Origin of the sequence: Achromobacter pestifer (assembly GCF_013267355.1) — a bacterium.
In the GTDB taxonomy this organism is placed as follows: Bacteria; Pseudomonadota; Gammaproteobacteria; order Burkholderiales; family Burkholderiaceae_B; genus Achromobacter; species Achromobacter pestifer_A.
In genome coordinates this window covers 5,023,155-5,045,944 of the sequence record NZ_CP053985.1, presented here as the reverse complement: position 1 = coordinate 5,045,944, position 22,790 = coordinate 5,023,155, and the positions used below count along the sequence as shown (strand labels likewise).

Annotated in this window: 19 protein-coding genes; 4 read left to right on the top strand and 15 right to left on the bottom strand. The window is 66.8% G+C overall.

Going from position 1 to position 22,790, the window contains the following annotated elements; all coding sequences use genetic code 11:
* Nucleotides 1–19: 19 nt before the first annotated feature.
* The 3 genes from FOC84_RS23900 to FOC84_RS23890 all read left to right on the top strand — a co-directional run bounded on the left by FOC84_RS23900 (nucleotide 20) and on the right by FOC84_RS23890 (nucleotide 4,513).
* Complete coding sequence (locus tag FOC84_RS23900; RefSeq protein WP_173146634.1) at nucleotides 20–1,531, top strand: polyamine aminopropyltransferase; 1,512 nt, start codon at nucleotides 20–22, stop codon at nucleotides 1,529–1,531.
* Nucleotides 1,531–3,162 carry an FAD-dependent oxidoreductase gene (locus FOC84_RS23895; protein WP_173146633.1) on the top strand — a complete coding sequence of 544 codons (1,632 nt, stop codon included), beginning with the start codon at nucleotides 1,531–1,533 and terminating at the stop codon, nucleotides 3,160–3,162. Before FOC84_RS23900 ends, FOC84_RS23895 begins: the two co-directional genes overlap by 1 nt.
* A 103-nt stretch (nucleotides 3,163–3,265) precedes the next feature.
* Complete coding sequence (locus FOC84_RS23890; protein ID WP_173146632.1) at nucleotides 3,266–4,513, top strand: NAD(P)/FAD-dependent oxidoreductase; 1,248 nt, start codon at nucleotides 3,266–3,268, stop codon at nucleotides 4,511–4,513.
* 63 nt (nucleotides 4,514–4,576) lie between these two features.
* On the opposite strand, the gene FOC84_RS23885 is transcribed toward FOC84_RS23890, so the two are convergent.
* The 3 genes from FOC84_RS23885 to FOC84_RS23875 all read right to left on the bottom strand — a co-directional run bounded on the left by FOC84_RS23885 (nucleotide 4,577) and on the right by FOC84_RS23875 (nucleotide 7,652).
* Nucleotides 4,577–5,371, bottom strand: a complete 795-nt coding sequence (locus FOC84_RS23885) for an ABC transporter ATP-binding protein (RefSeq protein ID WP_173146631.1) — start codon at nucleotides 5,369–5,371, stop codon at nucleotides 4,577–4,579.
* A 1-nt stretch (nucleotide 5,372) separates the two neighbouring features.
* On the bottom strand, nucleotides 5,373–6,263 hold the full coding sequence (locus FOC84_RS23880) for an ABC transporter permease (RefSeq protein ID WP_173146630.1): 891 nt from the start codon (nucleotides 6,261–6,263) through the stop codon (nucleotides 5,373–5,375).
* Between the two features lie 417 nt (nucleotides 6,264–6,680).
* A complete protein-coding gene (locus tag FOC84_RS23875) occupies nucleotides 6,681–7,652 on the bottom strand; it encodes an ABC transporter substrate-binding protein (protein ID WP_013395028.1) in 972 nt (323 codons plus the stop codon).
* Nucleotides 7,653–7,925: 273 nt separating this feature from the next.
* Here FOC84_RS23875 and FOC84_RS23870 point away from each other — a divergent pair, with 273 nt between their 5' ends.
* Entirely contained in the window at nucleotides 7,926–8,882 is a 957-nt protein-coding gene (locus tag FOC84_RS23870; RefSeq protein ID WP_173146629.1) for an aldo/keto reductase, read from the top strand.
* A 10-nt stretch (nucleotides 8,883–8,892) separates the two neighbouring features.
* On the opposite strand, the gene FOC84_RS23865 is transcribed toward FOC84_RS23870, so the two are convergent.
* From FOC84_RS23865 to FOC84_RS23810, 12 genes are all read right to left on the bottom strand, one after another.
* Nucleotides 8,893–11,301 (bottom strand): TonB-dependent siderophore receptor, encoded by a 2,409-nt coding sequence (locus FOC84_RS23865; RefSeq protein ID WP_173146628.1) that lies wholly within the window; start codon nucleotides 11,299–11,301, stop codon nucleotides 8,893–8,895.
* A gap of 98 nt (nucleotides 11,302–11,399) precedes the next feature.
* The gene (locus tag FOC84_RS23860; RefSeq protein WP_173146627.1) at nucleotides 11,400–12,368 is read right to left on the bottom strand and encodes a FecR domain-containing protein; all 969 of its coding nucleotides are present in this window, start codon (nucleotides 12,366–12,368) and stop codon (nucleotides 11,400–11,402) included.
* Nucleotides 12,365–12,865 carry a sigma-70 family RNA polymerase sigma factor gene (locus FOC84_RS23855; RefSeq protein ID WP_173146626.1) on the bottom strand — a complete coding sequence of 167 codons (501 nt, stop codon included), beginning with the start codon at nucleotides 12,863–12,865 and terminating at the stop codon, nucleotides 12,365–12,367. The genes FOC84_RS23860 and FOC84_RS23855 overlap by 4 nt, the downstream gene beginning before the upstream one ends.
* 78 nt (nucleotides 12,866–12,943) lie before the next feature.
* On the bottom strand, nucleotides 12,944–13,915 hold the full coding sequence (locus tag FOC84_RS23850; protein WP_173146625.1) for a Bug family tripartite tricarboxylate transporter substrate binding protein: 972 nt from the start codon (nucleotides 13,913–13,915) through the stop codon (nucleotides 12,944–12,946).
* A 184-nt stretch (nucleotides 13,916–14,099) separates the two neighbouring features.
* Nucleotides 14,100–15,641, bottom strand: coding sequence for a malonate--CoA ligase (locus FOC84_RS23845; RefSeq protein ID WP_173146624.1), 1,542 nt, complete (start codon nucleotides 15,639–15,641; stop codon nucleotides 14,100–14,102).
* 5 nt (nucleotides 15,642–15,646) lie between these two features.
* Nucleotides 15,647–16,438 carry an enoyl-CoA hydratase/isomerase family protein gene (locus tag FOC84_RS23840; RefSeq protein WP_173146623.1) on the bottom strand — a complete coding sequence of 264 codons (792 nt, stop codon included), beginning with the start codon at nucleotides 16,436–16,438 and terminating at the stop codon, nucleotides 15,647–15,649.
* Between the two features lie 43 nt (nucleotides 16,439–16,481).
* Entirely contained in the window at nucleotides 16,482–17,801 is a 1,320-nt protein-coding gene (locus FOC84_RS23835) for a malonyl-CoA decarboxylase domain-containing protein (protein ID WP_173146622.1), read from the bottom strand.
* Nucleotides 17,752–18,504: a GntR family transcriptional regulator gene (locus tag FOC84_RS23830; RefSeq protein ID WP_173146621.1), complete on the bottom strand. Its 753-nt coding sequence runs from the start codon at nucleotides 18,502–18,504 to the stop codon at nucleotides 17,752–17,754. Before FOC84_RS23830 ends, FOC84_RS23835 begins: the two co-directional genes overlap by 50 nt.
* A gap of 251 nt (nucleotides 18,505–18,755) precedes the next feature.
* On the bottom strand, nucleotides 18,756–19,526 hold the full coding sequence (locus FOC84_RS23825) for a spermidine synthase (protein WP_173146620.1): 771 nt from the start codon (nucleotides 19,524–19,526) through the stop codon (nucleotides 18,756–18,758).
* Between the two features lie 33 nt (nucleotides 19,527–19,559).
* The gene (locus FOC84_RS23820; protein ID WP_173146619.1) at nucleotides 19,560–20,600 is read right to left on the bottom strand and encodes an acyl-CoA dehydrogenase family protein; all 1,041 of its coding nucleotides are present in this window, start codon (nucleotides 20,598–20,600) and stop codon (nucleotides 19,560–19,562) included.
* Between the two features lie 5 nt (nucleotides 20,601–20,605).
* The gene (locus FOC84_RS23815) at nucleotides 20,606–21,793 is read right to left on the bottom strand and encodes an acyl-CoA dehydrogenase family protein (protein ID WP_173146618.1); all 1,188 of its coding nucleotides are present in this window, start codon (nucleotides 21,791–21,793) and stop codon (nucleotides 20,606–20,608) included.
* Nucleotides 21,794–21,797: 4 nt separating this feature from the next.
* Nucleotides 21,798–22,766: a Bug family tripartite tricarboxylate transporter substrate binding protein gene (locus FOC84_RS23810; RefSeq protein ID WP_173146617.1), complete on the bottom strand. Its 969-nt coding sequence runs from the start codon at nucleotides 22,764–22,766 to the stop codon at nucleotides 21,798–21,800.
* Nucleotides 22,767–22,790: the final 24 nt, after the last annotated feature.

Below are 22,790 nucleotides of genomic sequence, written 5' to 3'. Positions count from 1 at the left end.
TTTTCGTGTCGGACACCTCATGCGCGACCGCGTTCTCATCCTTTCAGTATTGATCGTCGCTTCCTGCGGTTTGGGCTATGAGCTCATCAGCAGCGCGCTGGCCAGCTATTTGCTGGGGGATTCGATACTGCAATTCTCCTCCGTCATCGGCTGCTATCTGTTCGCCATGGGCATAGGCTCGTGGTTGTCAAAATATGTAAGAGACGAAGACGTTTTGAATCGCTTCATCGACGTGGAGCTGCTGGTCGCCCTCTTGGGCGGGGTCTCCGCCGCGGTGCTGTTCCTGGTCTTCTCATGGATGCCCGCCCCCTTTCGCGCGGCCCTGTATGTGGGCGTGTTCCTGATCGGCCTGATGGTCGGCATGGAAATCCCGCTGGTGATGCGGGTGTTCAACCAGCGCAAGACCGAATTCCGCGAAATCGTCAGCCGCGTGCTGACCTTCGACTACCTGGGCGCGCTGGCCGTGTCGCTGGTCTTTCCCCTGCTGCTCGCCCCCAAGCTGGGCCTGCTGCGCACCAGCTTCCTGTTCGGCATCCTGAACGCCAGCGTGGCGCTGTGGACCACTTGGCTGTTCCGCGCCGAGATCCCCCGCCCCGGCGAAAAAGCCATCCGTGCCAGCGTGGTGATCGGGTTCCTGGGCCTGGGCTTCATCTATTCCGGCACCATGACGGCCTGGGCCGAAAAAGGCCTGTACGGGGACGACGTGGTGCACGCGGAGACCACCCAATACCAGCGTCTGGTGGTCACGCGCTGGCACGACGACCTGCGCCTGTACATCAACGGCAACCTGCAATTCTCCTCGCGCGATGAGCACCGCTATCACGAGGCCCTGGTGCACCCCGGCCTGCAAGCCCTGCCGTGGGCCCGCAACGTGCTGGTGCTGGGCGGCGGCGACGGCCTGGCCGTGCGCGAAATCCTCAAATACAAGCACATCGAACACGTCACGCTGGTGGACCTGGACCCCGCCATGACCGGACTGTTCTCGCGTTCCGAGCCGCTGGTCAAGCTGAACCAGGGGTCGCTGAAGGATCCGCGGGTCACGGTCATCAACGACGATGCCGGCCGCTGGCTGGAAACCCATGCCGAGGTCTATGACTACATCGTGGTGGATTTTCCAGACCCGTCCAACTTCGGCCTGGGCCGCCTGTACTCGGTGCCGGTCTATCACCTGATGGCGCGCCACCTGGCCGAGAACGGCTATATGGTGGTGCAGTCCACCTCGCCCTACTTCGCGCCGCGCTCGTTCTGGAGCGTCGATGCCACCCTGAAGGAAGCCGGACTGAACACCTGGCCGTACCACACCTATGTGCCGTCCTTCGGCGACTGGGGTTTCATCCTGGCCAGCAAGCGCCGCGACTACGAGCCGCCCGCCACGATCACCGTGCCCACGCGCTATCTGGACCCGGTCACGACGCGCGAACTGTTCCACTTCCCCGCCGACATGCCCGCGCTGGCAATGCCGCCGAACCGCCTGAATGAACAGTCGCTCGTGCGCTACTTCGACGAGGACTGGCGCAAGGTCATCCGCTGATGCGGCGGCGCAGCTTCCTGTTGGGCGCAGCCACGGCGGCGATAGCCGGCAGCGCCGGGTACTACCGTGCGCGCATCGTCGAGACCACGCCGGAGATCCATTACCCGGGCATGCAGGCGGGCCACGCCTTGCGCGACGGGGCGGCCTGGCCGCAGCCCTCGGCCAGCCACAAGCGCGACGTCGTGATACTGGGCTCGGGCGTGGCGGGCCTGTCCTGCGCCTGGAAGCTGGCGCGCGAAGGGCACACGGATTTCCTGGTGGTGCAGGGGCCGGAACCCGAAGGCAATGCCGCCGCCGGCCTGCGCGACGGCCTGGACTACCCCTTGGGCGCGCACTACCTGCCGCTGCCCTCGCTGGCGTCCACCCACGTGCGCGAGATGCTGGCCGATTTCGGCATCATCGAACGCGGCGCGAGCGACGCCCGCCCCTACTACGACGAGACCGCGCTGGTCCATTCGCCCCAGGAACGCCTGCTGCGCGGCGGCCATTGGGAAGAAAACCTGCTGCCCATGAGCGGGCTGCCGGAAGCGGACCTGGCGCAGCACCGCAAGTTTCTTGCGCTGATCGATCGCCTGCACACGCAGACGGGCAACGATGGCCGCAAGGTCTTCTGCATCCCTCTCGCCCATTCGTCCCAGGATCCGGCTTGGCGCGCGCTGGATGCGATCACGTTCAGGCAATGGCTGGAACGCGAGGGCTATACCTCGCCCGCGCTGCATTGGTACCTGAACTACTGCTGCCGCGACGACTACGGCGCGCGGTACGACGTGGTCTCGGCCTGGGCCGGCCTGCACTACTTCGCCAGCCGCGACGGCCACGCCGCCAATGCGGGCGAAGGCGCCGTGCTGACCTGGCCCGGCGGCCTGTCGACGTTGATGCAGCGCATGCGCGACGCCATCACCCAAAAACTCGGCCATGCCGGCTGGCTGGCCGCCGGCATGGCAGTCCGGGTGCAAGAGACGCCTGCCGGTCCACTAGTCACGTGCCTGAGTTCGGCTGCCGCCTACACGGTGCAGGCCCGCCGCGCCGTGTGCGCGATGCCGTTGTTCGTGGCCCAGCGCATCCTGCCCGACATCCGCGCCTATGGCTACGATCCGGCGGCGCATGCGCCGCCGCACGCGCCGTGGATGGTGTCGAACTTCGTCATGGAAGGCTACCCCGCCGAAGCCCCGGGCGAACCGCTATCCTGGGACAACGTGGTCTATCAGGGCAAGGCGCTGGGCTACGTCGTCTCCACGCACCAGCTGCTGCGCGTGGCCCGCACGCCGCGCTGCGTCTTCACCGCCTACCACGCGCTCAGCGAAATGAAGCCCGACACCGCGCGCGACTGGCTGACCCGCGCCAGTCCAGAGGAACTGCGGGCCGAGGCCGCGTCCGACCTGGTCGCGGCCTACGGCCAGGAATTCTGGCGCCATGCGCGCCAGCTGGAAATCACGGTGCGCGGCCATGCCATGGCCTCGCCGCTATGCGGCTACCTGTCCAATCCGGGATTGGCCGCGCTGCGCGACGTGGACGGTCCGGTGCTGTTCGCGCACGCAGACCTTTCGGGCTATTCCGTGTTCGAGGAAGCCTCGTGGTGGGGCGTGGCCGCGGCGGGGCGGATCATGGGCCGGAAGCTGTCTCAATCCTGAGATTTGCGCGCGACTTTTCCCTGGGCCTTGCAGCCGCCTGCAATACAATTCCGCGAGCCTGCCGGCATCACGGCACTTCCTGACCGGACTCGGATAAAAACACATGGGAAAGCAAGTCGTTGTCCTAGGCGCGGGTATCGTGGGCGTCTGCTGCGCCCTGGAACTGCAGCGCCGCGGCCTGTCCGTCACGCTGGTCGACCGGCAGGAGCCGGGTCTGGAAACCTCGCTGGGCAACGCGGGCGTGATCGCGCGCAGTTCGTTGATGCCGTTCAACCACCCTGGCTTGTGGGCGCAGTTGCCCCGCCTGCTGAAGAACGACACCGTGCAGTTCCGCTACAAGCTGAACTACCTGGCGCGGAACCTGGGCTGGGCCGCGCGCTTCCTGTTGAGCGCCCGGCCGGCGGTGTTCAGGCAGACCGTGGAGGCGCTGGACAGCCTGATCCGGCTCTCGGCGCCCGAGCATCTGCGGCTGCTGAACGAATCGGGCGCGGCGCACCGGCTGCGCGATACCGGCTGGATATTCCTGTACCGCTCGGAACAAGGCTGGAACAGCGGCGAACTGTCGCGCCGGACGTTTGCGCAATACCAGGTGCCGACCCAGGTTTTGCAGCCTGCGGAACTCGCGGAAATCGAACCCGCTCTCGCGCCGATCTTCCGCCGCGCCCTGTGGATCCAGGGTTCATATTCCGTCGATGACCCGCACGAAGTGGTCGCGGCCTACGCCGCCCTGTTCCGCCGCGCGGGCGGCGCTTTCCGGCGCCTGACCGCCAGCGCCATCCGCCGCGAGGGCCAGGGCTGGATCGTGCAAGGCGCGCAAGGATCCGAATCCGTGGCGGCGGATCGATTGGTGGTGGCGCTGGGTCCCTGGTCGAAGCGCCTGCTGAAGACGGCGGACATAGACCTGCCCATGGCGTTCGAGCGCGGCTACCACATGCATTACAACGGCGTGGACGGCGCCAGCCTGACGCGTCCGGTCTACGACACCGGCGGCGGCTATGTGCTGTCGCCCATGGCGCGCGGGCTGCGCCTGACCACGGGCGTGGAACTGGACGCCTGCGAGGCTCCCGCCCGGCCGCTGCAGCTGGACCTGGCGGAAGCGCGGGCCCGGGAAGCGTTTCCGCTGGACCGGCGGCTGGATCCCGCGGCTTGGCTGGGACGGCGTCCGACGCTGCCCGACAGCCGGCCGATGATAGGCGAAGCGCCGCGCCATCCTGGTCTGTGGCTGGCGCTGGGGCATCAGCACATCGGTTTCAGCACCGCGCCCGGCACCGCCAGGATACTGGGCGAACTGATGTGCGACGGCGGCGCGGCCTCGCGCCACGAGGCATTCCGGCCAGGCCGGTTCATCTAGGACCGGAGGCAGCGACCGCAGCCTCGCGAGCCGGTTGCGGTTCACGCAACCGGCGCCTGGCGCCTACCCCAGCAGCAGGGCGTCGTCCGAGATCTTCTCGCCGCGCACGCGCTCGAACATGGCCAGCAGGTCCGGCACGTCCATGCCGCGGCGCTCTTCGCCCGACACATCCAGCACTACCTGGCCCTGATGCAGCATGACCGTGCGGTCGCCCACGTCCAGCGCCTGGCGCATGCTATGCGTCACCATCATCGTGGTGAGCTGGCTTTCAGCGACGATGCGCGTGGTCAGTTGCAGCACGAAGTCCGCCGTGCGCGGATCCAGCGCCGCGGTGTGCTCATCCAGCAGCAGGATGCGCGAGGGCTGCAAGGCCGCCATCAACAGGCTGACCGCCTGGCGCTGGCCGCCCGACAACAGGCCGATGCGGTCGCTCAGGCGGTTTTCCAGCCCCAGGCCCAGCGTGGCCAGGCGCTCGCGGAAGCCTTCCTTCATGGAGGCCTTGACCGCGCGGCTGTAGCCGCGGCGCGCGCCGCGCATCTGCGCCAGCGCCATGTTTTCTTCGATGGTCAGGTCTTCGCAGGTGCCGGCCATGGGGTCCTGGAACACGCGGGCCACGCGGGCGGCGCGCGCCCAGACGGGCTGGCGGGTAACGTCGACGCCGTTGATGTCGATGCGGCCGGAATCGACCGGCAGGTCGCCGGAGACTGCATTCAGGAAGGTGGACTTGCCGGCGCCATTGGAGCCGATGACGGTCACGAACTGGCCCGAGGGTATCTCCAGCGACAGGCCGCGCAAGGCACGCGTCTCGATGGGCGTACCCGCGTTGAACGTGATCTTGAGGTCTTTTGCGGACAACATATCAGCTCCCCTTCTTGCCGAGGAGCCGGCGTTTGAGCATGGGAATGACCAGGGCGAACGTGACCAGCACCGCGGTGACGAGGTTCAGGTCTTGCGCCTTCAGGCCGATGAAATCGCTGTTCAGCGCCAAGGCGATGAAGAAGCGGTAGACGATGGCGCCGATGATGACGGCCAGCGTGGCCAGCACCAGCTTGCGCGACGGCAGGATGCTCTCGCCCACGATCACGGCAGCCAGGCCGATCACGATGGTGCCGATGCCCATGGAAATGTCCGAACCGCCCTGGGTCTGGGCGAACAGTGCGCCCGCCAGCGCGACCAGCGCGTTGGACAGCGCCATGCCGCCCAGGATCATGCGCCCGGTGTTGACGCCCTGTGCGCGGGCCATGCGGCCGTTGGAGCCGGTGGCGCGCACGGCCAGGCCGGTCTGCGTGGCGAAGAACCAGTCCAGCGCCAGCTTCGCCAGGATCACGATCACGATCAGGATCAGCGGACGGGCGACGTAGTCCGACAGCCATTGCGGCTGCAGGATGGTGAATACGGTGGATTCGGTGATCAGCGGGACATTGGGCTTGCCCATGATGCGCAAGTTGACCGAGTACAGCGCGATCATCATCAGGATGCTGGCCAGCAGGTCCATGATCTTGAGCTTGACGTTCAGCCAGCCGGTGACCAGTCCGGCCGCCGCGCCCGCGATCGTGGCGATGGCCGTGGCCAGGAACGGATCGGTGCCCGAGGCGATCAGCGTGGCACAGACCGCGCCGCCCAACGGGAAGCTGCCGTCAACGGTCAGGTCCGGGAAGCGCAGCAGGCGGAACGAGATATACACGCCCAGAGCCACCAGGCTGAAGATCAGGCCGATCTCCAACGCGCCCAACAACGAGAACAATGACATGGGTCAAATCCAATCAGTGAGAAACGAGCACATTAAGAGCTTGCACGAAGGCAAGAAACGAGCATATTAAAGAGTTGCAACGTCGGATATCTTGCGTTTCGGGGTCAGTTTTACCCCAGCTTTCGCAAGAAACGTTTCCCCGCGGGGGATTTTCTCTGGTTTCCTGCCAAAGGCATCCCGTGCCGGGCGGCAAAGCCGCCAGCAGGAGTCTGCAGGACCATTCAGGGAGCAAAAACGCCGGGCGGCTCGACGCCGCAAGGCGGGCCGCCGGCCATTCAAGACCAGCACATTGCGCCGGGCCGCGAGCATCTTGTGAATGCTGCCGCCCTGAGGACCATGGGGTAAGGCAAGACACCAAAAAATAAAACAAGCCCCGCTCACACCGGGTAGGCATGGCGGGGCGGGTACGGCTGATTATTACTTCACAACCACCGCGGCCGACTTGATGATCGCGTCGGACAGGGTCACGCCCTGCTTGGCGGCGGCGCCCGGATTCACGTAGAGCTCGAGCTTGGAAATCGTTTCCGAGGGAATGGCGCCGGGCTTCTCGCCCTTGAGGATGCGCACCACCACCTTGCCCGTCTGCACGCCCAGGTCGCGGTAGTTGATGCCCAGGGCGGCAATGCCGCCGCGCTTGACGCTGTCGGTGTCGGACGCGATCAGCGGGATCTTGGCGTCGTTGCCGACCTTGACCAGCGACTCGTAGGCCGACACGACGTTGTTGTCGGTGTTGGTATAGATGACGTCGACCTTGCCGATCAGGCTGCGGGCCGCGGACGCCACGTCCACCGAGCGCGGCGCGGCCGCTTCGACCAGGCTCATGCCCGACTTCGGCAGGATTTCCTGCAGCTTCTTCACGACCACGACCGAGTTGGCTTCGCCCGGGTTGTAGACAATGCCCACGCGCTTGGCGTTGGGGACGATTTTCTTGATCAGCTCGACCTGCTTGTCCAGGGCCAGCAGATCCGACACGCCGGTCACGTTGGTGCCCGAGGCGTCCATGCTGGCGACCAGCTGGGCGGCGACCGGATCGGTCACGGCGGAATACACCACCGGCACGTCCTTGGTGGCCGCGACGACGGCCTGGGCCGAAGGCGTGGCGATCGCGACGATGGCGTCGGGCTTGTCGCCGACGAACTTGCGCGCGATCTGGGCGGCGGTGCCGTTGTTGCCCTGGGCGCTCTGGTATTGCCACTTCAGGTTCTTGCCCGGCTCGTAGCCGGCTTGCTTGAGGGCGTCCTGCACCCCGTCACGCACGGCGTCCAGCGCCGGATGCTCGACGATGGCGGTCACCGCCACCGACTTCTGCTGCGCCGCCACCGGCGCGGCGATAGCCATCGCCAGCGCCATGGCGCCAACCGTCAGAAAATGTTTTTTTCCGATCAGCATAGTTAAGCTCCTTGAACCCTTGTATTTGCTCATTATTACGGCGCCGCTGGCGGCTCCCCGCCGGCCGGACTAGCCGTAAAGCCGTATAGTCTAACTTGCCGCCACCTCAAAGCGTTTCGGGGGAATCCCTGAAATGGTGCATGCCGCAACGGCATGCCCCGCGACGGGGCGCAGCGGCGTAAATATACTGAAAAAGCCCGGAATCGCATCGGCCGGATATGCAGAAACCGGACTTTTTTCTCGCCGCCAACCGCAGCATCCAGAGGCCTCATCATGATCAAACGCGCATTGGGCCGTTCCGGCCTGCAGATCCCCCCGCTCACCTTCGGCGGCAACGTCTTCGGCTGGACCGTGGACGAAGCCGGCACGTATTCGCTGCTGGACGCGCTGGTGGACGCCGGCCTGAACTTCATCGACACGGCGGACGTGTATTCCCGCTGGGTTCCGGGCAACCAGGGCGGCGAATCCGAAACCCTGATCGGCAAATGGCTCAAGCGTTCGGGCAAGCGCGACCACGTGCTGATCGCCACCAAGGTCGGCATGGAGATGGGGCCCGACGCCAAGGGCCTGGCGCCCGCCTACATCCGCCGTTCGCTGGAAGCCTCGCTGGCCCGGCTGCAAACGGACCACATCGACCTGTACCAGTCGCACCAGGACGATCCCGATACGCCGCTGACCGACACCCTGGCCGAATATGCCAAGCACATCGAGTCCGGCAAGGTGCGCGCCATCGGCGCATCCAACTACACCGCGGTGCGGCTGTCGGAAGCGCTGATCGCGAGCGAACGCCACAGCCTGCCGCGCTACGAGAGCATTCAGCCCGAGTACAACCTGTACCGCCGCGAACCCTTCGAGTCCGGGCTGCAAAGCCTGGTGAAGACGCAGCAGATGGGAACGATCAACTATTACGCGCTGGCCAGCGGCTTCCTCAGCGGCAAATACCGCAGCCCCGCGGATGCAGGCAAGAGCCCGCGCGGCCGCAAGATCGTCGATACCTATCTCAACGACCGCGGCTACCGCATCCTGAAGGCCCTGGACGAAGTGGCCGAGGACGCCGGCTGCACGCCGGCGCAGGCCGCCCTGGCCTGGCAGATCGCGCAGCCCGGCATCACCTCGCCCATCGTCAGCGCGACCTCGCTGGAGCAGCTGGAAGAACTGGTCAAGGCGGCCAGCCTGACGCTGACGCGCGATCAGTTGGCCAAGCTGAGCCAGGCGAGTGAATGGCGCTAGCGGTCGGGAACTAGAAGCGCTGCGTCAGCGTGAGCAGCGCGGTCCGGCCCTCGCCATAGAAAACCGAGTTGTAAAAGCCCATGGACCGGTAGTACTTCTTGTCGGCCAGGTTGCGCACGTTGAGCTGCAACTGTGTCTTGTCGGAGAAGTTGTACTGCGCCATCAGGTCGAACAAGGCATAGGGCTTCTGCACAATGGAGCCGGACTGCAAGCCGTAGTAGGTCTGTGCGCTCGTCTGGCTCTGCCAGCGCACGCCGCCGCCCACAGTCAGCTTGTTCAACTCGCCGGGCAACCGGTACGCCGTGCTCAGCTTGAGCAACTGTTCGGGCTGGGTCGTCTGCACCTTCTTGCCGTTGTTGTCCTTGGACTGCCGATACGTGTAACCCAGGAACACATTCCAGCCCGGCATCACTTCCCCGGCCAGTTCCATCTCGAAGCCGCGCGTGCGGGTGCCGTCCAGTATGTAGTACCAGCCGTCATCATGCGCGTAGTCGTAGCCGCCGTACTCGGCTACGTCCTTTTGGTCGGTCTGGAACACAGCGGCGGATGCATTCACCCGGCCGTCCAGGTAGGACGCCTTCAGGCCCATTTCATAGTTGTGGCCATAGGCCGGGCCCGCCATGTCCCAGGTCTGCGTCTTGACCATCTGCGGCTGGAAGATATTGGTGTAGCTGGCGTAGGCCGTGTACGTATCGTTCAAGTCATAGGTGACGCCCAGGTAGGGCGTGACCTCGGAATACGTGTGCGAATAGCCCGTCACGCCCCAACTGGTCTCGGTGGATTCCCAGCGCGTCCAGCGCGCGCCGGTCAGCAGATGCAGCCTCTCGGTCAACCCCAGGCGCAACGTGCCATAGATGCCTGTCTGCTTGTTGCGATTGGTCTGCGACAGCGCCAGGATGTCCCAGTCCGGCGCGGGCCAATCGCCAGTCCAGTTCTTGACGTCGGGAATGGGATATGTTGCCTGATCCGAGGTGTCCCAGCTCTGGTTCCATGCCTTGATGATGGAATGGGAGAAGCCCAGGTTGAACTGGTGACGGCGGCCGAAGGCGTCGAAATCGCCGTCCATGGAGCCGCCGACCACATCCTGGTCGCTGCCACCCACGAACTTGCGCAGCAATGGCGCCGTTGAGAACCCGTCGATCGTCACCGGCACGTCGGAGGTGAAGAGCAACGGCGCGTCGAACTTGTTCTCCAGGCGCGTGTACGACAGGCGGGCGTTCCAGCCGTTGGCAAAGCCATGTTCTATCTGCGCAAAGTACTCGTGGGAATCCGTGTCCCAGCGCGACCATTTGGCGCCCATGGCCTGTCCCTTGGGCCAGTCGATGGGCTTGCCGTTGGCGTCCAGGGCGGGCAAGCCGCCCCAGCTGATGCCGCTGGGCCGCGTGCGTTGCAAAGAGCCGCCGATGCTGACGGTGGTGCTCTGCGCCAAGTCCGCCTCGACGATGCCGTACAGCACGTCGCGCTTTTTCTTGTAGAGGTCCATGGTGTCGCCACGCCGTTCCTTGGCGCCGACGATACGCCCGCGCACCGAGCCGGACTCGTTGAACGGCGTGGACAGGTCCACTTCGCCTCGATAGGTGTCCTCGGTCCCGGCCGAGAGCTTGATATCGCCCTGAAACTCGCGGGTTGGACGCTTGCGGATGAAGTTGACGGAACCGCCCGGGTTGCCGGTGCCGCTCATCAGGCCGGTGGCGCCGCGGATGATTTCAACGTGATCGTAGATGACCGGGTCCAGGTTGCCGTCGCCAAACTGATAGAGGCCATTCAGCGGCTTGACCACGCCGTCGAACTGGAAAGTGTCCATGGAAAAACCGCGCGAGTAGTACGTCAAGCGCTCGGACTCCGCCTGCTGCACATTCATGCCGGTGGCGTTTTCCATCACGTCGCGCACCGACGTGATGGAGCGGTCGTCCATCTGCTGCCGCGTCAGCACGCTGGTCGATTGCGGCGTTTCGCGCTGCGACAACACCAGGCCGTTGGCCGAGCGCATCCAGTCTGCGGTGTACTCGCCGGTGCCTTCGGTCGTGGCGCCCGCCCCCAGGACCACCACCGGCGCAAGCTGAGTGGTTTGCTGACCGCCCGCGCGCTGCAACAGGTAGTCGCCATCCGCGCGGCGCACGACCTCCAGTCCAGTCTCCGCCAGCAACGCCGCAAAGCCCTGATCCACGGTATAGCCCCCTTGCAGGCCCGCAGTCTCCATGCCCGACGTCAGGGCAGGATCGAACGACAACAGCACCTGAGTCTGCCGGGCAAGGTCGGACAGCGCCGCGCCCAGCGAGCCGGCCGGCACATTGACGGCATGACGGACCGCCGCAGCGGCGCCTGGCTGCGCCTGAACCGGCAATGGCGCAAGCGCGGCGGCAGCGACTGCGGCCAGCACCAGCGCGGTGGAGTGAGTGGGGAAAAACGGCAGAGTCATATCGTTGGGTTCCAGGCGAAGGAAATCGAGGCTTCACCCGTATGCCAATCGAAAACTCAAAAGTGACAGCGCGGCGCCAGGAAATTTTCCCGGAGCCGTCAGCCGCGGGCGCGCAACACCACCCAATAGCGGGTGTAGCGATCCGCCCGCACTGGCAGCGCACGCTCGACCGCTGCCAGGATACGGTCGGTGTCGCCGAGCGGATATGAGCCTGAAATGCGCAGCCCCGCCACCGCCGGGTCGCACACCAAGCGGCCCTTGCGATGGCGGCTGAGTTCCGCCACAAACGCGTCCAGACGCATGTCGTCGGCAAACAGCGCGCCCTGCGCCCAATCGCCGGCATGCGGCGCGGGCCGTATGTTCTGCACAAGGCGCTCATTGAAACGGGTGCCGGCCCCGGCTTCCACGATCCGCGCCCCACCCGCGCCGCCCGCTTTGGGTTCGATCCTGACCGCGCCTTCGGTCACCGCCACCCAGGTCTCCCCATCCAGCAAACGGACGACGAAGCGCGTACCGAGCGCGGTGATCCGGCCCATGGGGGTCGCCACCACCAGCGGCCGGGCGGGGGCCTGCGGGTCGCGCCGTGACGCGATGTGCAATTCGCCCCTGCTCAGCACGACCAGGCGCTGCGTGGCGTCAAAGCGCACATCAGCCGCGCTGTCGGTGTTCAGGGTCAATACGCTGCCGTCGGCCAAGGTCTCAGCGCGCCGCTCGCCGACGGCCGTGCCAAAGTCCGAAGTCCATGCCGTCCAAGGCAGCGACGCTGCCGTCAATCCACCCGCGCCCATGACGAGCGACAGGACCTTGAGCGCCTGGCGCCGGCTGCGGGAGGACGGGCGATCCAAGGCCGCCAGACCGGCTTGCGGGTCGACCTGGCCGAACTGGCGTCCCAGCATTTCCACGCGTTCCCAGGCCAGCCGGTGCAAAGGGTCGGCCTCGATCCAGCGGCTACAGGCTACGCCATCCGTTGCGGTGGCGTCGTCAGCCCCCAAGCGGACAAACCAGGCGCTGGCCTCGCGGATGACGGAAGGCGGCAATTCGGCCCGGGCCGCGGCGCGCCGGCTCACCAGGCCGCCAGGCAATGCTGCATGGCCCGGGCCAGATACTGGCGCACCGAGCTGACCGAGACCTGCATGCGTTCGGCGATCTCGCCATGGCGCAGACCTTCCAGCTGCGACAGCAGAAACGCCTTGCGCACTTTGGCCGGCAAACCGTCCAGCAACCGGTCTATCTCCATCAGCGCTTCCAAGACCAGGGCGCGACGCTCCGGCGACGGCACGGACAGCTCCTCGACCAGCGGCAGGCTATCCAGATAGGCGCGCTCGATGTCGCGGCGGCGGAACAGATTCACCATCAAGCCGTGCGCTATCGTCGTCAGATAGGCGCGTGGTTCGCGCAGTGGGCGCGTGTCGTCCTCACGGACCAACACCTTCAGATAGGTGTCGTGAGTCAGGTCGGCCGCGTCGAACGGGCAGCCTGTCTTTCTGCGCAGCCAGTCACACAGCCAGGATTGATGCTGGACATAGAGCCCCTCGATGGACGCTGAGAAACCGCTTTGATTCATGACATTCGATGGACCGGAAGGCAAACTAAACAATGATAACGATTATCAATATTAATTGAAATCCGGTCCACCGATGCTTCAATCCAGCTTCACCCCCGAATCCTTCACTACCTTGGCCCAGCGCCCAACCTCGCTGTCGACGAACTTGCCGAACTCAGGCCCGGTCAGCGTGGGCACGGCCGAGCCGTTGCCGGCCCAGGTTTCCTTGATCTTCGGCGCATTCAGGGCCTTGGTGATCTCGGCGCTCATCCTGTCCACCGCTTCCTTGGGCGTGCCCGCGGGCGCCCAGATCGCGTACCAGGTCGACACCACGTAGTTCGGCACGCCGGCCTCGGCGGCGGTGGGCACGTCGGGCAGCGACTGCGAGCGCTCGGTGGCGGCCACGGCCAGCGGCTTGATCGTGCCGGAGCGGATATGCCCGGCGGACGAACCCAGGCCGTCGAACGCCAGGTCCACCTGTCCGCCGATCAGGGCCGACAGCATGGGCCCCGCGCCCTGGTAGGGCACGTCCACCAGCTTGATGCCGGTCTGCATGGCGAACAGTTCGCCGGCCAGGTGGTGCGTGCTGCCCTTGCCGGCGGTGCCGAAGTTGATTTCACCAGGACGTTTCTTGGCGTAGTCGATCAGCTCCTGGACCGTCTTCACCGGCAGCTTGGCCGGATTGATGACGATGACCTGCGGCGGCTGCGCGACCAGCGCGACCGGCACGAAGTCTTTCTGGATGTCGTAATTCAGGTTCTTGTACAGCGAGGGGGCCAGCGCATGATGCGCGCCGCCCATGAAGAAGGTGTAGCCGTCGGGCCTGGCCTTGGCCGCGACGCCCGCGCCCACGGTTCCGCCCGCCCCGCCCTTGTTGTCGATGACCACGGGCTGGCCCAGCTGCGTGGTCAATTGCTGGGCCAGCGGTCGGGCAAAAGTATCCGTGCCGCCACCGGCGGGGAACGGGACGATCAGCGTGATCGGGCGTTCGGGCCATTGCGCGGCGGCGATGCCGCCAAAACCCAGGGCGGCCACGGCGAAAACGGCCGCGGCGGTGGTGCGATATTTCATAGTGTCTCCTCTAGCTGCAGCATGGGGACGGCGCGGTTGTGGGCGTCTCGTCTCTTGAAGTTCTTGTATGGAATGGGCTGCTGGGACCTGCGGTGTTTTCTTGGGGCGGACTCCTGAAAGAGGGCCGGCGCAGCGCGCCTGGCCGGAAAATCCGCTCCCCGACGGGGAGCGGTCCTGGCGAACGTCAGAGCGCCTTGTAGGTTTCGCGCAGCACGTTCTTCTGCACCTTGCCCATGGTGTTGCGCGGCAGCTCGCCGATGATGTGCACGCGCTTGGGCACCTTGAAATTGGCGATGCGCGATTTCAGTTCGGCCTGCATGGCTTCCGCGTCCAGCGCCACGCCGTCCTTGGGCACCACCACCGCGACCACGGCCTCGCCGAAGTCTGCATGCGGCACGCCGATGACCGCCGATTCGGCCACGCCGGGCATGTCGTCGATCAGCGTTTCGATTTCCTTGGGATACACGTTGAACCCGCCGGAAATGATCAGGTCCTTGCTGCGGCCCACGATGGACAGATAGTCCGCGGGCACGTCGCGCCCGGCGGACTCGCCGCCCCAGCGGCCCACGTCGCCGGTCTTGAACCAGCCGTCCGTGGTGAACTCTTCGCGGGTCTTTTCCGGCATGCGCCAGTAGCCCGAGAACACGTTCGGTCCGCGCACCTGCACATTGCCGATCTCACCCGGCGCGAGCGCGATGCCGGCGTCGTCGACCACGCGCACCTGCACTTGCGGCAAGGCGCGGCCCACGGTGCCGGCCAGGCGCTCGCCCAGCTTGGGATCGTAGGGGTTTGAGGTGAGCATGACCGTCTCGCTCATGCCGTAGCGTTCCAGGATGGCATGGCCGCTGCGCGTCTGGAAGTCCGAGAAGGTCTCGGCCAGGAGCGGCGCCGAGCCCGAAATGAAGAGACGCATATTGGCGCAGGCGCGGCGGTCGAAACGCGGGTCGGCCAGCAGGCGCACGTAGTACGTCGGCACGCCCATCATCACGGTGCTCTGCGGCAGGTAGCGCAGGGCCTGGTCGAGGTCGAGCTTGGGCAGCCAGATCATCCTGGCGCCCGCCAGCAAGGCGCCATGCGAAGCCACGAACAGGCCGTGCACGTGGAAGATGGGCAGCATGTGCAACAGCACGTCGTCCGGGCGCCAGCCCCAGTAATCGTGCAGCACGCGGGCATTGGCGGCGAGGTTGCCATGCGACAGCATCGCGCCCTTGCTGCGGCCGGTGGTGCCGGAGGTGTACAGGATGGCGGCCAGGTCGTCGGGCTTGCGCGCCACGGTCTTGAAGGTCTGAGGCAAGCCGCCAGCGGCATCCAGCAGCGTGCCGCTGCGGTCCTCGTCCAGCGTGTACACATGCGCGGTGCCAGCCTTGTCTGCCGCGCGCTGCACCCAGTCCAGGTTCTTGCTGGCGCAGACCACCACGGCCGGTTCGGCATTGCCCAGGAAATACTCGATTTCCGATTCGCGGTAGGCGGTATTCAGCGGCAGATACACCAGGCCGGCGCGCAAGGTGGCCAGGTACAGCAACAACGCTTCGGGCGACTTCTCGACCTGCACCGCCACGCGCGAACCCGCCGGCAGGTCCAGCGAGGTCAGCAGGTTGGCCAGGCACGCGGTGGCGCGATCGATGTCGTCCCAGGTGTATTGCAGGTCGGGCGTTTCCAGCGCGACTTTGCTGCGGTCTTTGGGAAAGCCGCCTTGCAGGACAGCGTATAGATTGGCGTTGCTCACCTTGTCTAGTCTCCGGAAAAGGAAGGGTCCACGCCGGCCAGGAAAGCGCGCACGCCCTCCTGGTGGTCCCGGCTGTCGGCGTACGAGAAATAATCCTGGTATTCGTCTTCGGTCAAGGCACCGCCCGCAGCGAGCCTGCGCGACAGACGCTTGTTGATGCGGGCCGCCAAGGGCGCGCCCGCCGCGATGCGCTCGGCGCTGCGTCGGGCCGCGTCGGCCACCTGGTCGTCGGCGACGATGCGTGTCAGCAGGCCCAGCTCGCGGGCCTCGGCGGCGCCGAACACGCGGCCTTCGAGCAGGATGGCCAGGGTGGCGGCTCGCCCGACCAGGGCCAGCAGGCCGCTCATCTCGTCCGGCGCCATGGGGAATCCCAGGCGGTTGATCGGCACGCCGAAACGCGCGGATTCGCCTGCGATCCGCAGATCGCACTGGCTGGCGATCTCCAGGCCGCCGCCCACGCACACGCCTTCGATCTGCGCCACCACCGGATGCGGGCACAAGGCGACCGCCTGCAAGGCGGGCGCCAGCACCTCGCGGTGGTAGCGCTGCACGCCGGCCATGTCGCCGCGCTGCGCGGGAAATTCGCGGATGTCGGCGCCGGCGGCGAAATTGCCGCCCTCGCCGCGCACGATCACGCAACGCACGGTATCGTCCTGCGCGATGCGCGCAAACACGTCCCGCAGTTCATGCCACATGCCCACCGTGATCGCGTTCAGGCGCCCCGGGTGCGATAGCGTCACCCGGGCCAGATCGCCCTCGCGTTCCAGCAGCACGCGGCCGGCCATGTTGTCCGTCATGTCTCCTGCCCTCTTTCTTATGTTGTCGCGCCGCGCGCGGCGTTTATCCCACGCGCCCCACGCCGCGGCTGACCTGGGGCTTGCCCTCGCCCAGCAGGGCCAGGTTGTCGTCCAGTTCATCGAGGTCGTAAAGGTAGTTCACCATCATGCCGCAGGACTGCTTAAGGCCCTTGGGCGAGGTATCGGCGGCCCAATTGAGCCGCTCGATGCGCGCGCCGTTGCCCAGGTGAAACCGCGCCACCGCGTCCACCGGCAGGCCGTTCTTCATGGACTGCAGGTAATTGGCCGTCAGGCGCAAACCCGCGCGCTTGACCACATCCGCGGCCTTGCCTTGGGCCGCCTTGGCCAGCCGCGCGACCCAGCGCCGCCCATCGGGCACGCCCTCGCGCTTGCGCGACTTGGCGCGCACCTTGTCCTCGCGCACGATGGCCTCCACCGCCTCGGCGTCCAGCTTGCCCAGCCAATCGGCGAAGCCGGGGATGGGCGACAGCGTGGCGAAGGACTTCAGCTTGGGCAGTTCATGCAGCAGCTGCTCGACCACGCGCTTGAGCAGGAAGTTGCCGAAGCTGATGCCCTTCAGGCCGGGCTGCGTGTTGGAGATGGAATAGAAGATGGCCCAGCGCGCCTTGTCCAGGTCCTGCGGCGGCAAGGTGCTGTCCAGCAGCACCTGCACGTTGTCGGCCATCTGGCTGGCGAAGGCCACTTCCACGAAGATGAGCGGCACGCCAGGCATTTGCGGATGGAAGTAGGCGTAGCACCGGCGGTCCGGCGAAACGCGGCGGCGCAGGTCGTCCCAGGAGGTGATCTCGTGCACGGCCTCGTAGAGGATCAGTTTTTCCAGCAGCGACGCCGGCGAATCCCAGGTCAGCGGCCGCAGTTCCAGCAGGCCCACGTCGAACCAGGCGGACAGCAGGCCTTCGAGGTCCTTGTCCAAGGTCTGAATGCCTGCCACCTGCTTGCGCCAGCGCAGCATGTCCGCGCGCAGTTCGACCAGGAAACGCAGGCCCTGGGGCTGGGCGTTGAAGCGCTTGAACAAACGCGCGCCCTCGCCGCCTTCGCCCGCATAGCCGCCGCGCGCCTGCGCCAGCGCGGTCAACATCAGCCGGCGGTCCTTGCCGTCCGCGGCGCTGTACTGTTCGCACCAGCGGCGCGCCAGCTTGTTGGCCGCCACGTCGGTCAGGCGCGCTTCGAACAGGCGCCGGACTTCGGATTCGCTAGGCAGCCGGCCGCGCTCCCACAACTTGCCCAGGCGGGACATCAGGCCGGCGCTTTCGGCGGCGGCGGCCGCCGCATCGACGGCATCGGCCTCGGGCTCAGGCGTGCGTGCGCCGCGCGCGGGCGCGAGATTGGCGGGTGCGGACATGGGCGGGCTCCTCGATGACGATGGGGTCGGACGGCGCCGCGTCAACGGCGTCCGCAAGGCTCAATGCGCGCAGCGCTTCCAGCTGCCGCATCAGATGGTTGTGCGCGAGCGCCTGCGCGGCCTCGCTGTCGTGCGCCTTGAGCGCTTCGAATATGGCCAGGTGTTCGGCGCAAGACTGCTGGATGCGGCCGGGCTGCGACAGGCTGCGGTGGCGCGACAGACTCAGCACCTTGCGCAGATTGCCCACCATGTCCGACAGCCATTGGTTGCCGGCCAGGGCCTGCACCGCTTCGTGGATCAGGTAATTGGTCTTGTAGTAGGCGTCGATGCGGCCGGCCTGGGCGTGGCCGGCCAGCGCCGCGTGCAAGGGCTCAAGTTCGGCCAATTGCGCATCGCTGGCCTTACGCGCGGCCTCGAAGGCGCAGCGCCCTTCCAGCATGGCCATCAGCGGGAAGATGTCTTCCAGGTCTTGCGCCGAGAGTTCATTGACGAAGCAGCCGCGGCGCGGCTCCAGCCGCACCAGCCCTTCGGTGGCCAGCACCTTGAGCGCCTCGCGCAAGGGAGTGCGGGAGATGCCCAGTTCCCCCGCCAGGCGCAATTCGTCGATCCATTCGCCGTTGCGCAGGGAGCGTGCATGGATCATGCCGCGCAGGCGGTCCGCGACTTCCAGGTAGAGGGCTTGCCGGACGATGGGGAGGGTCATGGGTCAGCGGCCTGGACTGCACCGTAATTCATAATTATGAATAAGGCCATGATAGAGCCGGATGCGGGGAAAAGAAAACCCCTTGCGCCTCGGTAGCTACCCTAGGGATAAAAGCCCCCACGCTTCGCCCGCCTTGCGGGCTCTCTGCCCCCCCAAGGGGGCGCTTTTTTCTTGGGGCGGCCCGGCGAAAAAAAAGAGCCTCCGAAATCCAGAGGCCCCTTTAACCTATTCCGAAAAACGGGGACAGAAATTCAGAAGTGCAGCACCCCATCGACCGCGTGGCGGGTCAGCGAGCGGGCCCAGCGGCGCGCCGGCAGGCCGTATTTGGCCTCCACCACCTCGGCGCGGGCCAGCAATTCGGCGGGAGTGACTTCCAGGCGCGGGCCGGAGAAGGCCAGCACGATCTGGTTGCCCGCTTCGACCTCGGGCAGCAGCACGATGCGGTCGTCGAAGGCCTTGGACAGATTGTCGATGTTCTTGCCGAAGCTCTCGTGGCGGCCGAACAGGTTGACCGCCAGCACGCCGACCTCGCCCAGCACGCGGCGGCAGTCGCGGTAGAACTTCACGCTGTCGCGCACCGGCCCTTCGGCCGAAGCGTCGTACAGGTCGACCATCAGCACCGGGCAGCGCCCCGCGTTGAGCGGATCGGCGACCCATACGCCAGCGTCGGCGTGCTCGACTTCCAGCCGGTTCGCGCCGGGCAGGCGGAAGAACATATGGCAGGCCGCCGTCACGCGCGGATTCCACTCCACCGCCAGCAAGGGGCTGCGCGTGTGTTTCACGCAGTAGCGCGCCAGCGAGCCGGCGCCCAGGCCCAACATGCCGATGGCTTCCTCCTTGGGCGGTTCCAGGAACAGCAGCCAGGCCATCATCTGGGCGGTGTATTCGAGCACCAGCTCCGAAGGGTTCTTGATGCGCATGGCGCCCTGGACCCAGACGGTGTTGAAGTGCAGATAGCGGACGCCGTCCACCTCGGACAGGGTCGGCTGGTCCAGCTCGGAGGGAAAGTTCGATTTATGCATGGCGGCGATTGTAGGTCGGACGCCACGTCTGCGTCAGGCGGCCAGCCTGCCGTCCCCGCTCTCCCAGATGCGTTCCAGCAGTTCCGCGCGCGACATTTCCGCCTGCAGGCCGGCGGCCAGGCGCAGCACCCGCTTCAGGTAGAGGTGCGCATCGCACTCCCAGGTCACGCCCAAGGCCCCATGGACCTGGATGGCGTTTTGCGCGGCGCGCCTGCCGGCCTCGACCGCCAGCAAGGGCGCGTAAAGGCTGTCGCGTTGCGCCGTGGCGGCGCCCGCGTCATGCGCCGCGACCGCCGCCACGCCCGCCAGCCTGGCGTCGTCCAGGGCCATCCAGTCCTCCGCCAGGCGGTGCTTGATCGCCTGGTTGGCGCCGATGGCGCGGTCGAACTGGCGGCGTTCCCGCGCATGGGCCGCCGCCATTTCCAGCGCGGCCGATGCCGCGCCCAGCAGTTCGGCCGAACGCAGCAGGCGCAACCGCGTGCGCAGCCGTTCCCACGCACCCGGTTCGACCGCCAGCTCCACGCTGTCCAGCACCCGCGGACGGCCCACGCGCGCCACGGGCATGGTCGGATCGAGCCCGGTAGTACCGGGTGCGGGCGCCAGCAATGCCACGCTCAAGGCAGTAGCGCTCACGCACCGCACGGCCAAGGCGCGCACGCCCTCGCCCGCACCTTCGATGAAGGCCGATCCGTCGGGACGCAGGGTGGCGTCGGCAAAGTACGTGTCGCCCGCCATCACGGCGCCGGCCCACTGCGCGGCCGGTCCCCCCGCGCCCGCCGGGCAAAGCGTCGGCAGCACCACCATGTTGGCCGCCAGCGGCAGGCTCAGCAGATGCCGGCCGGCCGCTTCGGCCACGATCCAGGCTTCGCGCATGCCCAGCCCCAGTCCGTCCCGCCCGGCCGGCGCCAGCAAGGCGGGCCAGCCCTGGGCCGCGATCTCGCGCCACTGCGCCAGGCGCGCTTCGTAGGGTTTGCCGGCGGCGGCGCGGGCCACGGCTGGCGGATGACGGTCGGCCAGAAAACGCCGGGCCGCGTCGTCCAGCATGCGCTGGTCTTCGGTCGGATGCAGATCCATGAGGTTCAAGCCTTGGGCAGGCCGAGCATCTGCTCGGCGATGATATTGCGCTGGATTTCAGAGGTGCCGGCCAATATGGTCTCGGCGCGCGACCACAGGTAGGCGTGCGTCAGCTCGGCGGCATGGGCGTCGGGCGCGTCGTCCGCCAGGCAGGCATCCTCGCCCAGCAGTTGCAGCGACAGTTCCAGCAGCCGCTGGTGCGCTTCGCTCCAATGGATCTTGGTGGACGAGCCCTCGGGGCCCGGCGGATCGCCGCGCATCGCGCCGGCCAGCGCGCGCTGCGACTTCAGCGCCAGCACATGGCTGTCGGCCGCCAGCCGCGCCCACTGATGGCGCACCGCGGCCGAAGACGCCGGCACGTGGCCCTGGGCGTCGGCGCGCAGCGCCAGCTCGCGCACCTGGCTCAGTTCCTGCGCGAAGCGCACCAGGCGCGGGATGAAGTAGGTGCCGCGCTCGAAGCTGGCCGCGGCCATGGCGATCTTCCAGCCCTGGTTCGGCTCGCCCAGCAGGCAGTCTTCAGGCACGAACACGTCCTCGAAGAACACCTCGCAGAATTCGGCCTCGCCCGTGATCTGCCGGATCGGTTCGGCCCGCACGCCCGGGCTGCGCATGTCCACCAGCAGGAAGCTCAGGCCCTTGTGCTTGGGCGCCTGCGCATCGGTGCGCGCGAGCACGAAGCACCACTGCGCGCGGTCGGCGAACGAGGTCCAGATCTTGTGGCCGTTCAAGCGATAGCCGCCGGGCGCGGCCTCTGCCCGCGTGCGCACCGATGCCAGGTCAGAGCCGGCGCCCGGCTCCGAATAGCCCTGGCACCAGACGTCGCGGTTGGACAGGATGCCGGGCAGAAAGCGCCGCTTCTGCGCCCCGGTGCCGAAATGCAGCAGCGTCGGCGCCAGGATGCCGTGGCCGATCAGGTTCACGCCCAGCGGTGCGCCGCAGCGCGCGTGCTCTTCGTGGAACACCGCCTGCCGCGACAGCGGCAGGGCGCGCCCGCCGTGCTCCTTGGGCCAGCCCAGCCCGGACCAGCCGTTGGCGCACAGCGTGTCTTCCCAGGCGCGCCTGAAATCCAGGTTGCGCGGCTCGGCCCCGCCCGGCCAATCATTGACGAAACGGGCGTAGGCCGATGCCAGCCAGCCGCGCAGGTCCAGGCGGAATGCCTGCTCTTCCCGCGCGGCGCTTTCCAACTGCGTCATGCCATTACTCCAGGCGGATGTTCGAGTCGCGCGCGACCTTGGCCCAAGTGGTCACGTCCTGGCGGATGAAGGCGGCGAAGGTCTTGGGATCACTGCCGATGATGTCCAGCCCCAGGCCGGTGAACTGCGCCTTGACGTCGGGCTGTTGCAGGATCTGCGCCAGGTTGCTGTAGATCTTGTCCACCACCGGCTGCGGCGTGCGCGCCGGCGCCACCAGGCCCAGCCACGGCATGGCCGAATAACCCGGCAGGCCCGAGGCCGCCACGGTGGGCAGGTCCGGCACCGAGGCCGAGGGCTGGGCGGTGGTCACCGCCAGCACGCGCAGCTTGCCGTCCTTGACGAAGGGTCCGGACGAAGCCCAGGCGTCGAACATGACCTGCAGGCGGCCCGCCACCAGATCGTTGAGCGCCGGCGCGCTGCCCTTGTACGGAATGTGCGTCATCTGCACGCCCGCCATGCTGTTGAAGAGTTCAGCCTCCAGATGGGTCGAGCTGCCGGTGCCGACCGAGCCGTAGCTGACCTTGCCCGGATTCGCCTTCAGGTAGGCAATCAGCTCGCCCACGTTCTTGGCGGGCACCGAGGGATGCACCTCCAGCACGTGCACCACCGAGGCCACCTGGCTGATGGGCGCGAAGTCCTTGATCGGGTCGTAGTTCACCTTGGCGTAGATGCTGGGCGCGATGCCCAGCGACGAGGCCGCCATCAGCAAGGTGTAGCCGTCGGGCTCGGCGCGCGACACGTAGTCGGACGCGATCATGGTGCCACCGCCCGGCTTGTTCTCCACGATCACCGGCTGGCCCAGTTTGCCGCTGAGCTTTTCCGCCAGCAGGCGGCTCATGATGTCGGTCGCGCCGCCTGGCGAGAACGGCACCACGATGCGTATCGGGCGGTTGGGATAGCTGTCCTGGGCCATCGCCTGGCCCGTGACGCCGATACAAGCCAGCGTGACGCCGGCCAATAGTCTCTTCATCATGCTTGTCTCCTCCTGGGATGGATT